This is a genomic window from Bacteroides sp. B1-V-101 (assembly GCF_023656585.1).
Taxonomy (GTDB): Bacteria; Bacteroidota; Bacteroidia; order Bacteroidales; family Bacteroidaceae; genus Bacteroides; species Bacteroides thetaiotaomicron.
The window spans coordinates 353080-367886 of sequence record NZ_JAMOKH010000002.1; the positions used below are offsets into that span (position 1 = coordinate 353080).

General features: G+C 45.6%; 8 protein-coding genes. 4 read left to right on the forward strand and 4 right to left on the reverse strand.

Features of this window, described 5'->3' with window-relative positions; genetic code table 11:
- Positions 1–19 precede the first annotated feature (19 nt).
- Positions 20–1429, reverse strand: a complete 1410-nt coding sequence (locus NBH01_RS02895) for an IPT/TIG domain-containing protein (RefSeq protein WP_008767554.1) — start codon at positions 1427–1429, stop codon at positions 20–22.
- Between the two features lie 602 nt (positions 1430–2031).
- Between NBH01_RS02895 and NBH01_RS02900 the strand changes: the two genes are divergently transcribed.
- The 3 genes from NBH01_RS02900 to NBH01_RS02910 all read left to right on the forward strand — a co-directional run bounded on the left by NBH01_RS02900 (position 2032) and on the right by NBH01_RS02910 (position 7867).
- Positions 2032–3234: a glycoside hydrolase family 88 protein gene (locus tag NBH01_RS02900; RefSeq protein ID WP_016269279.1), complete on the forward strand. Its 1203-nt coding sequence runs from the start codon at positions 2032–2034 to the stop codon at positions 3232–3234.
- 82 nt (positions 3235–3316) lie between these two features.
- A complete protein-coding gene (locus NBH01_RS02905) occupies positions 3317–4867 on the forward strand; it encodes a sulfatase family protein (protein WP_250699976.1) in 1551 nt (516 codons plus the stop codon).
- A gap of 138 nt (positions 4868–5005) precedes the next feature.
- Positions 5006–7867 carry a chondroitinase family polysaccharide lyase gene (locus tag NBH01_RS02910; RefSeq protein WP_250699969.1) on the forward strand — a complete coding sequence of 954 codons (2862 nt, stop codon included), beginning with the start codon at positions 5006–5008 and terminating at the stop codon, positions 7865–7867.
- Positions 7868–7990: 123 nt separating this feature from the next.
- Here the strand turns inward: NBH01_RS02910 and cysS are convergent, their stop codons facing one another.
- From cysS to NBH01_RS02925, 3 genes are all read right to left on the reverse strand, one after another.
- Complete coding sequence (cysS, locus tag NBH01_RS02915) at positions 7991–9472, reverse strand: cysteine--tRNA ligase (RefSeq protein WP_008762954.1); 1482 nt, start codon at positions 9470–9472, stop codon at positions 7991–7993.
- A 103-nt stretch (positions 9473–9575) separates the two neighbouring features.
- Complete coding sequence (locus NBH01_RS02920) at positions 9576–10388, reverse strand: Cof-type HAD-IIB family hydrolase (RefSeq protein ID WP_250699970.1); 813 nt, start codon at positions 10386–10388, stop codon at positions 9576–9578.
- Positions 10389–10503: 115 nt separating this feature from the next.
- The gene (locus tag NBH01_RS02925; RefSeq protein WP_225657724.1) at positions 10504–13587 is read right to left on the reverse strand and encodes a DEAD/DEAH box helicase; all 3084 of its coding nucleotides are present in this window, start codon (positions 13585–13587) and stop codon (positions 10504–10506) included.
- A gap of 55 nt (positions 13588–13642) precedes the next feature.
- Here NBH01_RS02925 and mnmA point away from each other — a divergent pair, with 55 nt between their 5' ends.
- On the forward strand, positions 13643–14773 hold the full coding sequence (mnmA, locus tag NBH01_RS02930; RefSeq protein ID WP_016269297.1) for a tRNA 2-thiouridine(34) synthase MnmA: 1131 nt from the start codon (positions 13643–13645) through the stop codon (positions 14771–14773).
- Positions 14774–14807: the final 34 nt, after the last annotated feature.

Here is a 14807-nt window from a genome sequence, read left to right on the forward strand (position 1 = left end):
ACTTGTGTTTTAAATAGTATTATTCCGTTGTCATATAACGAATCCCTTTATTATCAATATCTCCAATATAGAACATATCTGTATCAGGGTCGTAAGCAAGACCGGCTGGCTGATTGAAACGTGCCTCATGCAATGGATTGCCGTCTACGTATCCCCATATTTTGCCGTCGGCGTTTTCGTTACTTCGTCCGGCTGCAAGAGACGCTACCCCATGAGGATCCAGTTTCCAGATGCAGTGATTTTCTCTGTCACAAAAATAGAAGTCATATTGGTCGTTGTCAGGACCAATTCCTTCGCCGTATTTCTCGTTTTTTACGAATACACCGAACTGTGGTTTGTTAAACCGGGCGCTTCCTCCCGTTCCTTCCTTGAAACTTTTATCGTTCATGTTTCCGGCAATGATGCTAGGATTACCGAATGTTTTTGCCACCGGATCATAATCGGCTCTGAACACTGCGCCAAAATTGTCGGAAAGCATATACATGAATTTATTGGACGGGTGCCTGAATAATATCGTATGTGAACCGCCCACTGCCGATATCTGACTCAGGCTAAAGGCAACTTCCGCATTCTCGTCGATATTGGGAATAGCCCCATTGCGTATCATTTTGTAGACTTTTCCCTCCCACCAGGTGGTGTAAAAGATGGTTCCGTCATCCATATACACTAAGCTATATGCTGTCCTGCCATAGTTGTAGGGACGAATTCGTCGAAAGTTTTCACGACGGAGAGAATAATAGATATTTGCCCGGGTGGTGTTGTCCTGACCGTGATCATCGGTAAATAGCAACGTGTCTCCGTCAGCACTGAATGTGAAAGAATACATTGTGCTATATCCCGTTCTTGGGAAGAGGCGTTTTACAGTCCGTTCTGTCAGGTCTATTAGGTGGAGACCGTCAAAATGGTTTGAAGAAAAAAGTAATCGGTTGTCCCCATCCTTGTACTTGGGGTCGAACACCATACAGTCATTGGAAGGAATAGAAGCTCCTTCATCGAACGAACCCTCTTGAAATGCAGAATTATTATCCTCGTCTACCTTACGTAGCAAGGTACCTACGATCGTTGCAGGAGTGTACTTGAATTCCTCTTCAAATGTATGTTCTGCAATAGGTTTGCCATCCGGACCATCTACACGAACATTGATTATTCCATCAAAAGCCTTGGAAGGAACCATGCAATAAATCTTTTTTCCATCGGCTCCGATGGTTTTGGTTTTTTCTCCACCGATCGTAATGTGAATTTTGGTGGGATCATTCCCGAAGTTACTGCCTTCAATGTACAGGCGGGTTCGCATACCTCCCTCTTTAGGGCTAAAATCTGTAAATACTACTGGTTGAGATGGGTCATACTGATTAGAGTTGGCTTTATCATCTTTACAACCGATGAAGAATAAACAGCAGACAAGTACTGTTATTAGGTGGTTTTTCATAAATATAAATAATAAAATGGTTAAAGTGCATCCGAACAATAAATATTATTGCTTACAACGTTTGCCTATCTTTCTTATTATAAGCATAATATGTATCTAAATCTTTAGGAGTTTTAGGTATCCTTCACCTTGTTGATGTTGGCATGTTGTGCTCATAATATGTTGTAGATTTAAGTACAAATATCTATATATATCTGATTCTCATCAACGAAGAGTTTGACTGAGAAAAGACATGGCAAAGCTAACTAAATAAGTAATTTCTTATTTAATTTGCATAACTTTATGTAAACGTGATGATAATAATTATAATTAACAATCAATTGATTAATTACAAATAAATATAATAAAAATGTAGAAGAGTTAGAATGCCTTTTTCCTTAAAATGACCAGAATATATTATATATTAGTCAGATTATTATAATTACATTTTTAATTTCATTAAATTAAGCAGGCTTTTGGGGAATATCTGTGCAAATATGCCCTTCAAGGGAGAAATGTACCAAATTTGTCCCTGAATTGGATTATTTGGGACGGTCTATTCTATTTGAAAGTACTACTTTTGCCACCAGATAATTATTAACTTAACAAATAATCCATGTATTATGAAAACAATTCTTAGCGCATTGGGACTTTCGCTTCTGATCTTTACGAGTTGCGGTGGACAAAAAAAGGTTGAAGTCGATTTTATTCAGGACAACATCGACAACGCAGTAGCACAAAACACAATTCAGACAGACATTATCGAGAAATCCGGTAAAATTCTGAATCCAAGAACCATCAATGCAGATGGTAGTATCTCCTATATACCTATTGATGACTGGTGCTCCGGTTTCTTTCCGGGCAGCATGTGGCTGACTTACAATCTGACAGGGGATAAAAAGTGGTTGCCTTTGGCAGAAAAATACACAGAAGCCCTCGATTCTGTGAAATATCTGAAGTGGCATCATGATGTCGGCTTTATGATCGGGTGCAGTTATCTTAACGGTTACCGTTTTGCAGATAAAAAAGAATATAAAGATGTGATTGTAGAAGCCGCAAAATCATTGTCTACCCGTTTCCGTCCGGGAGCAGGCGTTATCCAGTCATGGGATGCCGATAAAGGCTGGCAGGGAACACGCGGATGGAAATGTCCGGTGATTATCGATAATATGATGAATCTGGAATTGCTGTTTGAAGCTACGGCTTTTTCCGGTGACTCTACCTTTTACAATATAGCAGTGAAACATGCGGATACAACGATGGCTCACCACTTCCGTCCGGACAACAGTTGCTATCATGTGGTAGACTACGATCCCGAAACAGGAGAAGTGCGTAAGAGACAAACAGCACAAGGATATGCGGACGAATCATCATGGGCTCGCGGACAGGCTTGGGCATTATACGGTTATACCACTTGCTATCGCTATACAAAAGACAAGAAGTATCTCGATCAGGCACAGAAGGTGTATAACTTCATCTTTACCAATAAGAACCTGCCGGAAGACCTCGTTCCTTACTGGGATTACGATGCTCCGAACATTCCGAACGAACCTCGTGACGCTTCTGCAGCCGCATGTACGGCTTCTGCTCTGTACGAACTCGACGGTTATCTGCCGGGCAATCACTATAAGGAAACCGCTGATAAGATCATGGAAAGCCTCGGCTCACCGGCTTATCGTGCCAAAGTGGGTACGAATGGAAACTTTATATTGATGCACTCTGTGGGCAGTATCCCTCACGGCCAGGAAATAGATGTGCCTTTGAACTACGCTGACTATTACTTCCTGGAAGGATTGATGCGCAAAAGAGACCTGGAAAAGAAGTAAGAACTGCCTTGCTTGTACTTTAGCCGGATATGTGCATATATTAGTCTCTTCCGGTACATTAACTGTTATTCTTTATATCATGATAAACAAATCAGTAAACTTATTGATGGGAGGCTTGACCCTCTTTGCAGCGCAAGGCTGTAAAGCCCCCAAACAGGTGGCAGAGCAGGCGGAACATCCAAACATCATCTATGTATTTCCTGATCAGTATCGCAATCAGGCAATGGGCTTTTGGAACCAGGAAGGTTTCAGAGATAAAGTAAACTTCCGGGGAGACCCCGTGCATACTCCTAACATAGATACTTTCGCACGTGAATCTATGGTGCTGACTTCCGCTCAAAGCAACTGTCCGCTGAGCAGCCCTCATCGTGGAATGTTGCTGACCGGTATGTATCCGAATCGCAGTGGTGTACCTTTGAACTGTAACTCTACACGTCCTATCAGCTCTTTGCGTGACGATGCGGAGTGCATAGGCGACGTATTCAGCAAGGCCGGTTATGATTGTGCTTATTTCGGTAAACTTCACGCTGACTTCCCGACCCCGAATGATCCGGAGAATCCGGGACAATATGTAGAAACACAGCGTCCGGTGTGGGACGCTTATACGCCGAAAGAGCAGCGCCACGGTTTCAACTATTGGTATTCGTACGGCACGTTTGACGAACATAAGAACCCGCATTATTGGGATACGGACGGCAAGAGGCATGATCCGAAAGAATGGTCACCGCTCCATGAGTCGGGCAAAGTTGTTTCTTATCTCAAGAATGAAGGAAACGTGCGTGATACGAAGAAACCATTCTTCATCATGGTGGGAATGAACCCGCCGCATAGCCCATACCGTTCGCTGAACGATTGTGAAGAACAGGACTTCAATCTTTATAAAGATCAACCGCTGGACAGTCTGCTGATTCGCCCAAACGTAGATCTGAATATGAAAAAAGCGGAATCCGTCCGTTACTACTTTGCTTCTGTGACCGGAGTAGACCGTGCTTTCGGACAGATTCTGGAAGCACTGAAACAATTGGGATTGGATAAAAATACAGTAGTCATCTTTGCTTCCGACCATGGCGAAACAATGTGCAGCCAGCGAACGGACGATCCTAAGAACTCTCCCTATTCCGAATCTATGAATATTCCGTTCCTGGTTCGTTTCCCCGGTAAGATTCAGCCCCGGGTAGATGATTTGTTGCTTTCTGCTCCCGACATTATGCCTACCGTACTCGGCTTGTGCGGTCTGGGGGATTCGATTCCTTCCGAGGTGCAGGGACGCAACTTCGCACCTCTTTTCTTCGATGAAAAGGCGGAAATTGTTCGTCCGGAAGGTGCGTTGTATATTCAGAATCTGGATGGAGAGAAAGATAAGGATGGATTGGTGCAATCTTATTTCCCCTCTTCGCGCGGCATTAAGACGGCTCGCTATACATTGGCTCTGTATATCGACCGGGAGACTAAACAGCTAAAGAAAAGTCTGCTGTTTGATGACGTAAACGACCCTTATCAGCTAAATAATCTGCCTTTGGAAGAAAATAAGGAAGTCGTGGAGCAACTTTATCGTGAAATGGGAGCAATGCTGAAAGAAATCGACGATCCGTGGTATACGGAAAAGATTCTTTCGGACCGTATACCTTACTGATACCGTATACTAATACGGTTTGTATGACACCCGGGTCTCATACATACCGACACCCGGATCTCATACATGCTGACACCCGGGTGTCGTGCATCCTGGCACCCGGGTGTGGTAAGAACTGCCTTTAAACAATTAATGATCATGAAAGCTGTTTGTTTTATATTTCTGTTCTTGTTTTGTTCTTTGTCCTCTTATGCGCAGGTCATAGGGTTTGAAGAAAAGGTTCCCGAGACGTTCAAAGTTTCGGGGAAAGGTGAAGTGAAACTTTCTTCTCTTTTCTATAAAGAGGGAGAAAGTAGTCTGGAATGGGATTTCCAACCTGCCTCGATACTGGACGTTCAGATAGAACCCTTATCACTGAATGCCAAAAAGGAACAGCAATTTGGTATTACCCTGTGGATATATAACGAGAAACCCCAGCAGGACTCTATCCGTTTTGAGTTTCTAAATAAGGCGGGTGAAGTCTCTTATTGGTTCACGTATCATCTGCAAGCGGCAGGCTGGCGGGCTTGCTGGATATCTTTCGCCTACATGAACGGTGATAAGAAAGATAAAAATATTGTTTCTTATCGTCTGGTCGCTCCCGACCGTAAAGGGCGCATCTTTCTGGATCGCCTGACCTTTCCGGAAAAGAAGATGAACCTGCGCACGACACCGGACCAACAACTGCCAGCTAACAACGGTCTTTCCAATCGTGACCTCTGGCATTGGTGTCTTGTATGGAAGTGGGAACAGCAGTCTTATGATGTCCCCTTGCTTTCTAAACTGACAACTCGGCAAAAGAAGGACTTGAAAACAATCGAACAACGCCTGACTGAATTTCTCGATGTGAAGAAAGCTCCCCAAGGACAGATCAACGCTGCAAGGAAGACTTTTGAAAGAGCTGCCATTGCTCCCTCCGCAGCCGGAACCGGCTTTACCGGAACTCCTGTTGTAGCACCGGACGAGCAAGACAAGAAGAAAGGGGAGATGTCATGGAATGATATCGAAACGATGCTTGCCGGTTTTGCATACGATGCCTTCTACAATCAGAATGAGACATCGAAGAAGAACTATTTTACCGTATTCGACTATGCAATGGATCAGGGATTCGCTTTTGGCAGCGGCATGGGGACGAACCATCATTACGGCTATCAGGTACGTAAAATATATACTACCGCCTGGCTCATGCGGGACGCGATTTATAAACATCCTCACCGGGATGCCTATCTATCCACTTTACGTTTCTGGGCTGCTTTACAGGAGACTCGTCAACCGTGTCCGCCGGAGCGGGATGAATTACTGGATTCATGGCATACGCTCTTGATGGCAAAGTTTATCTCCGCCATGATGTTCCCCGATGCAAGAGAACAGGAACAGGCTTTGAATGGTTTGTCGCGCTGGTTGTCTTCATCGCTGAATTATACTCCGGGCACTCTCGGCGGTATCAAAGTAGATGGAACGACCTTTCATCACGGAGGTTTCTATCCCGGCTATACAACCGGAGTACTGGCTACCATCGGCCAATTTATCGCTCTCACCAACGGGACCGGATTTGAACTGACGGAAGAGGCACGTCAACATATCAAGTCTGCCTTTCTCGCCATGCGCAATTATTGTAACCTTTACGAATGGGGGACAGGCATTAGCGGTCGCCATCCTTTTGGCGGAAAGATGGGAAGCGATGATATAGAAGCATTTGCCAATATTGCATTGTCAGGAGACTTGTCCGGTCAGGGAAATACATTCGATCATGGACTGGCCGCCGATTATTTGCGTCTGATACGTGATCGGAATACAAGGAATGCACATTTCTTCAGAAAAGAAGGTATTCAGCCTGCACAGGCTCCCCACGGTTTTTTTGTTTATAACTATGGATCGGCAGGTATTTTCCGCCGTGCAGACTGGATGGTGACACTGAAAGGATATACCACAGATGTATGGGGTGCTGAAATCTATGCGAAAGATAATCGTTACGGACGTTATCAAAGCTACGGATCGGTACAGATTATGGGAAAAGGAAATCCCGTCTCCCGTGCCGGAAGTGGTTTTGTACAGGAAGGATGGGACTGGAACCGTCTGCCCGGTACGACTACCATTCATCTTCCTTTTGAACTCTTGGACAGTCCCCTGAAAGGTACGACGATGGCACGGTCTACGGAAAACTTTTCCGGAAGCAGCTCTTTAGGCGGCATGAACGGAATGTTTGCAATGAAACTGACGGAACGTGATTATGAGAACTTTACTCCCGACTTTGTAGCCCGTAAATCCGTCTTCTGTTTTGATAACCGGATGATCTGCCTCGGAACAGGCATCACGAACAGCAATGCTGACTATCCTACGGAGACCACTCTCTTCCAGACGAAATTTAACGGCAAAGAGCAGAAGACAGGTAAGGATAACTATTGGTTGCACGACGGCTATGATAATTATTATCATGTAGTTGACGGAACCCTTCGTTCACAGATAGCCGAACAGGAGTCGCGTCATGAGAAAACCCGCGAAAAGACTACAGGAACATTCTCTTCTGCCTGGATTGAACATGGCAACGCCCCGAAGAATGCTACTTATGAATATATGGTACTGATTCAGCCTTCAGCTTCGGATTTGGATGAACTGAAGAAAACGCCTGCATACGAAGTATGGCAACGTGATCAGACTGCGCATATTGTCTATGACAGGAAAACGGGTATAACCGGATATGCTGTTTTTGAAGATTACCGGTCTGCTGACGATAAGCTGGTGGTTGCTTCCATTCCTGCGGAAACGATGGTCATGTATGCGGCAGAGGGAAAAAAGGCGATTCGTCTCAGCGTCTGTGACCCAAACTTGAATATTGCGGAAAAGACGTATACGACAAAAGAACCGAGCCGCCCTATTCGTAAAATAATAGAGCTGAAAGGACGCTGGAGTTTCTTGGAGACACCGGCGAATGTAAAGCTTGAATATAAAGGTGCCCATACGATACTGGATGTAACTTGTCAGCATGGACAACCGGTGGAAATGATTCTTGAAAATAAATGAAGAGAGAATTTAAATAGGTATTGATGTTTGTGTTTCTATGAAAGAAAGAGGGTCGGTTCAGCGAAGAATCGACCCTCAGTTTTATATGCGGTTAATGAGACAGTTTGCTAGGGAGAACTTGAATTACTTGTTTAATCTCCATTCGAAACCATCTTTTGTATCTTTCACTTCAAATCCGAGTGCAGTCAATGTATTACGGATTTCGTCGGAAGTAGCCCAGTCTTTGTTGGCTTTTGCTTTCATGCGTTGTTCAAGAAGCATATCAACGACTTTGCCATAAGCGGCTTCGCGACCGTCGGAAGAACCTTTCTCTTCTTTCAGCCCCATGATGTCGAAGCAGAACAGGTGGAAAGTTTCTTTCAGGTCTTTCAGATCTTCTGCGGAGATCGTTGCATTTCCTGCGTTGATATTATTGATGATGCGGGCACCTTCGAAAAGCTGTGCGATGACAATAGGAGTATTCAAGTCGTCATTCATAGCTTCGTAGCATTTAGCACGCAGCTCTTTCACGTTGATACCTTCCGAAGTTGTTGCGGCCGGAGTGATCTTGTCGAGTCCTTCGATTGCTTCTATCAAACGTTGCAGCCCTTTTTCCGAAGCTTGCAATGCTTCGTTACTGAAGTCTACAGTGCTGCGATAGTGAGCTTGCAGGATGAAGAAACGGATGGTCATCGGAGTGTAGGCTTGTGCCAGCAACTTGTGAGTACCGTTGAAAAATTCATCCAGCGTGATGAAGTTGCCGAGTGATTTACCCATCTTCGTACCGTTGATGGTAATCATGTTGTTGTGCATCCAGTAGTGAACCATGTCATCGCCTTGCGAAGCTACCGACTGTGCGATCTCACATTCATGATGCGGGAAGATCAGGTCCATTCCTCCTCCGTGAATATCGAAGTGCTCGCCCAGATACTTGCGTCCCATGGCGGTACATTCGGCATGCCATCCGGGGAAACCGTCGCTCCATGGAGAAGGCCAGCGCATGATGTGTTCCGGCTGCGCTTTTTTCCAGAGGGCGAAGTCGGCGGGATTACGTTTTTCGCTTTGTCCGTCGAGGTCGCGGGTGGTATTCAGTACGTCGTCGAGGTTGCGGCCGGAGAGTTTGCCGTAATGATAGTCCTTATTATATTTGGCTACGTCAAAGTAGACGGAACCTTCGCTTTCGTAAGCGTATCCGGCGTCCAGAATCTTCTGTACGAGCTGGATTTGTTCGATAATGTGACCCGAAGCGTGCGGCTCGATGCTGGGAGAAAGTACATTCAGTGCTTCCATTGCCTTATGATAGCGGTTCAGGTAATACTGAACGACTTCCATAGGTTCCAATTCTTCGAGACGGGCTTTCTTGGCTATTTTGTCTTCTCCTTCGTCAGCATCATGCTCCAGATGACCGACATCGGTAATATTGCGTACATAGCGTACTTTATATCCTAAATGAGTCAGATAACGGAAGAGTACGTCAAATGTGATGGCGGGACGGGCATGTCCCAAGTGAGCATCACCGTATACTGTCGGTCCGCATACATACATGCCTACATGCGGTGCGTGAAGCGGTACGAACAATTCTTTCTTTCTATCTAACGTGTTGTAAATGGTAAGTTGATGTTCCATAACATTTTATATTTGTTCTATTGGAAGTGCAAAGTTAGAATAAATAATTGATTTCAACTTAACTTGCAAGGGATTTTGTCTGATCTGCTGAAGGAAGAATGCCTTATGGGACGTTGAAGATTCTCTCTATCGCTTCCGCAACCCCATCTTCGTCATTAGTCAGTGTAATGTAGTCGGCAGCCTTCTTCACAGGCTCCTGCGCGTTGCCCATCGCTATGCCCATACCAGCGAATTTGATCATCGACAGGTCATTGTAGCCATCGCCTATAGCTATCACTTCCTCGCGTGTCATTCCTATATTTTCCAACAGTACGCTGAGGGATAAAGCCTTGTCGATACCTTGCGGAACCAACTCCAGGAAATAAGGTTCCGAACGGAAGACATTGATCTTTCCTTGCAGGCGGATACAAAGCTCGGATTCTACAGGAATTAGCTTGCCGGCATCTCCGACGATGAGGCACTTGGCTACTGGGAGGGTGATGTCAGTCAGGAAGTCGTTTGTTTCCCGTATCGCCATTTTATTGAGGAAGGCTTCTTTTTGTACGTATGGATCCAACGAGTTTTCGGTCACTATTTCTGCTCCGTCGTAAGTCAGTATGCTTAGATGATTGGTGCGGGCACATTCGTAGAGTACCGGAACGACTTCATTGGGCAGTACATTCTCGTACATCATTTCTTTGCTTTCCCAGTTGATGATCTCTCCACCGTTATAGGACAGGATAAATCCGCCGAACTCATTCATGCGTAACTCGTTGGCGAGCGGTACGATGCCGTAAGTCGGTCGCCCTGATGCAAGTACCAGACGGATACCTTGTTCTTGTATGCGTATCAGCGTTTCCCGGTTGCGGGAAGAGATTTCCTTTTTAGAATTGGTGAGTGTGCCGTCGAGGTCGAGCACTATGAGTTTGTATTTCATGTCGCATTGTTTTGGGTTGCAAAGATAGGAGAAAATGGATGACTACAAAGTGCGTGGTAATTAAAATATGCTTAGATTATGCACTTTTATGGTGCAATAGTGAGATGTTTGATTGTTATTGCAGCAAATCCGCCCACTGCTCATTGCTCAGTGCAGGCAGTGCCTCACTATCCGTAATAAATGTTTCTGCCAGCCTCCTCTTGTCCTCCTGTAGTTGGAGAATCTTTTCTTCGATACTGTTCTGAGTAATAAAACGATAGGCGATAACCTGTTTATCCTGACCGATACGATGTGCACGGGCGATGGCTTGTGACTCGGCAGCAGGATTCCACCAGGGATCAATGATAAATACATAATCGGCTTGTGTAAGGTTAAGACCGACTCCTCCTGCTTTCAAAGAAATAAGGAATGCCTGCACATCCTTTTGCTCGGTGAAATGGGCGATTTCGGAAGGTCGGTTGTTGGTGGAACCGGTCAGCAGAGCATACTTCCAGCCCCGTTGGCGGAATACCTCGGCAAGTATCTCCAGATGCCGGACAAAGGAAGAAAAGATAAGTACCTTATGTCCTTCACTTCTTAGGGTGTCAAAGGTATCGATGATTTGTTCCGTTTTTCCCGATATCCCGTCGAAGTCGGGAAAGATAAGCTGCGGATGGCAAGCCAGTTGACGGAGACGCAGGATACCGTTCAGGATGCTGAACATATGGTATCTGTCTCTGTTTTCGGGTTGCTGGAGTAATATGTTGCGGAGGCTGTTTTTCTCCTGTTCGTAGCTCTCACTCTGCTTTTCGGACATGGCGCAATAGATCGTTTCTTCGGTAAGCGGGGGAAGTTCCGGCGCTACCTCGCTCTTGCTTCTGCGAAGGATAAACGGAGCGATGATCTGTTGCAGCCTTTTCTCCATACGGACGTTTCCTTGCCGGATCGGAATGATAAATTGCTTATGAAAAGCGCTTTCTTCTCCTAATAGGTCCGGTTGCAGGAAACGGAACTGTGCCCACAAATCTTTGAGAGAGTTCTCGATAGGCGTACCGGTAAGTGCAATCCGGTGCTTGCCCTGCAACTGGATGACCGAACGGAAAGTAAGGGAATCATTGTTCTTGATATTCTGACTCTCATCAAGTACGATGTATTCGAATGTGTAGGAGTGGAGAATATCAATGTTATTCCTCATCATCCCATAAGTCGTGAATATCAGATGGAAATGATTGAAGAACTTTTCCGGATGTCCTTTGGGAAACGTGGTGTTGCTGTTATATTCCGCTATCGCAAGAGTCGTGAAGCGTTTAGCCTCTCTTCGCCAGTTGTGGAGCAGGGAAGTGGGGACAACGATCAAAGTGGCAGGCTTACGGGAGTTCTTTCCGTGTTCCTGTCTGTGACCATCTTCTTTCGGTTTATTTTTCTCTCTGATTTCCCGTGCGTCCGGCAGCAGCTCATCTTCGGAGGAAAACGAGAATAAGGAGAATTGTCCTTCGGCATCTGCTATCTGCTCTTTGGTGGGAGGAGTGTCGGCAGTACATTCTTTGTCCGGCTGATTGTCGGAAGCTGTGCTTTCTGTAAATACGGGCTTTATAGGAGCAGTGACCGCATCGGGAGAAAGCGGTTTGTATATATATTGCAGCAGCGTCAGCGTCTGAAGCGTCTTTCCAAGTCCCATATCATCTGCCAGGCAGCCGCTGAATCCTTGCTTGTTCAGCTGCACCATCCATGAGAATCCCTTCTGCTGATAGGGTCGTAGTTTCGCATTCAGTCCCTGGGGAACGGGAACATTGCGTATCTCTCTCTTGAAAGGCAGGCTTTTAGGTCCGTTCTCTTCTAAAGCCGATTGTACGGCACCGATAAAGGTCGGTTTCAGACGAATCCCCGTCTCCGTTTGAGTGCCTAGTTCCAACAGGTTTCCGTACTTGCTGAACCATTCTTCCGGTAAAAGAATCATACGTCCGTCCGGTAACAGAAATTCTCTTTTCTCTTCAAGGATGTGCTTGCGGAAGCGTGAGAAAGGGATACGCAGATTTCCGATGACTACCGTGATATGTAGCTCAAACCAGTCGGGTTCGTCATCACAACTCTGTTCGATGCGGATTTCGTCCAGACAGTAAGGGGTATTCCCCATGTTTCCTGTCAGCAGAAAAGACTGCTGGAGCATCTCCCGATATGTACTGATCCATTCAGTAATTGTCTTTTCGGGTGCATCGGGCGACAGCTTGAAATGAACGTCGCTGACTCGTTGCAAGCCGGAATCTGTTAACATCCGGAGCTTCTCTTCTTCGGCATCGCTATCCCGACGGAAAAAGAATATCTCGCCGAAATCGTTCCGGTAAATGATCTTCTTCATTTCGGTCACGGTGTCGGGAGTAAATGACTGGTCTCCATAACGGAAGCTAAGCCGCAACATCTGTTCGTCGTAAATGGTATCTTCAAGAGACAGGACAGCTTCGCAGGCATACGTCTCTTCAATGATATTCAGTCCCTGAGTCGTGATTTCATGATAGCGTGCTATCGGAATGACGATGTTATCGATGTATTTCTCGATTTGGGAAGCAGGGACGCTGATTTTCTTTTTCTTGGTAAAGGGCAGAATGCGTACGCTCTCAATATGCGGAAAGAAGTACAGCTCCATTCCCAGTAAAAGGGCAGACGGTGAGGAGGTCAGCACGATAACAGGCTTCTGTTCACTTAATGAGAGCGGCTGCCCGTCATAATAGCATTGTAGCTGGTAGCGGAAATTGGTCTCATCGGCAAGAAACGTAAAACGGATCTCCACGTCATGAGGATGCACATGATAGGCGTGATGCGCATATAGCAGTTTGCTTCCGACCTGTTTCTGATACAGAGGAAGATTATGATGGCGTATCAATGTCAGCATCTCCTGCATTTTTTTCTCGATGAATGGGCGGATATTGTTCTTTACCCGTTCCGGATCTTCGGATAATTTGCGCAGAAAACGGGATACTGTTTTCTCACGCGAATAGATTCTCATCAGATATTTCTCTGTGTAATGTGAGGCGATGTCGATAGCTTGTTGCTCGGCCTCGTTCATTCGGCTGATTGCTTCGGGTGAAGCGTGAAAAGCCTGTTCAATGAGTTGGTATGTACCGTCGTCAGATTTCTCTGCCATATAAGGAATCAGCAGTGTGCCGAACGTCAGATGTTCGGTTAAAACGATGATAACTTGTCCGGTATTTGCTTTCTCTTCCATTCTCTTTAGGCTTTAACAAACAAAGATACGGGAAAATCCTTAATTTTGCAGCATGATGGAAGAAAACAAACGAGTATTGTTAGGAATGAGTGGCGGTACGGACAGTTCCGTAGCTGCCATGCGATTGCTGGAAGCCGGATATGAGGTGACCGGAGTTACTTTCCGTTTCTATGAGTTGAACGACTCGACCGAATATCTGGAAGATGCCCGCCATTTGGCAGAGCGTTTGGGAATCCGCCATATCACGTATGATGCCCGTGAGATATTCCGCAAACAGATCATCGAATATTTTGTGCGTGAATATATGGTGGGACATACTCCTGTGCCCTGCACATTGTGCAATAACTATCTGAAATGGCCCCTTCTTTCCAAAATTGCCGATGAAATGGGGATTTTTTATATTGCTACAGGGCATTATGTCCGGAAAGTAAAGGTGGATGATACCTGTTATATAACTTACGCTGCCGATTCGGACAAGGATCAGACCTTTTTCTTATGGGGACTCAAACAGGATATTCTTCGGAGAATGTTGCTTCCGATGGGAGATATTACCAAAGTGGAAGCACGTGCCTTTGCTGCTGAACGGGGATTTCAGAAAGTGGCGGTGAAAAGGGACAGTTTGGGAGTTTGCTTTTGCCCGATGGATTATCGAAGCTTCCTGAAAAAGTGGTTGGTCAGCAATTGTCAGTCGCAGGTCAGCGTAGGTCAGCCACAGGTCAGTGCAGGTCAGACTTGGTCAGCGGAAGTCAGACGTGGACGATTCGTCGATGAAAAGGGAGATTTTATAGCCTGGCATGAGGGCTATCCTTTTTATACCGTCGGACAGCGGCGTGGCTTGGGCATTCATTTGAATCGTGCCGTCTTTGTGAAGGAAATTCGCCCGGAAAAGAATGAAGTAGTACTTGCTTCCCTACAGGCTTTGGAGAAAACGGAGATGTTCCTTAAAGATTGGAATATTGTTAATCGGGAACGTTTGTTAGGGCATGCGGATATCATTGTGAAGATTCGCTATCGGAAACAGGAAAATCATTGTACCGTGACAGTTACACCGGATAACTTCCTGCATGTACAACTTCACGAACCGTTGACGGCAATCGCATCCGGGCAGGCTGCTGCCTTCTATAAAGATGGCTTGTTGTTAGGCGGTGGAATCATTGTAGAAGAATCATTGCTTCAGTCTCTATAAAGTTTGAAAAAGTAAAAATCATCTGCCATCTGCA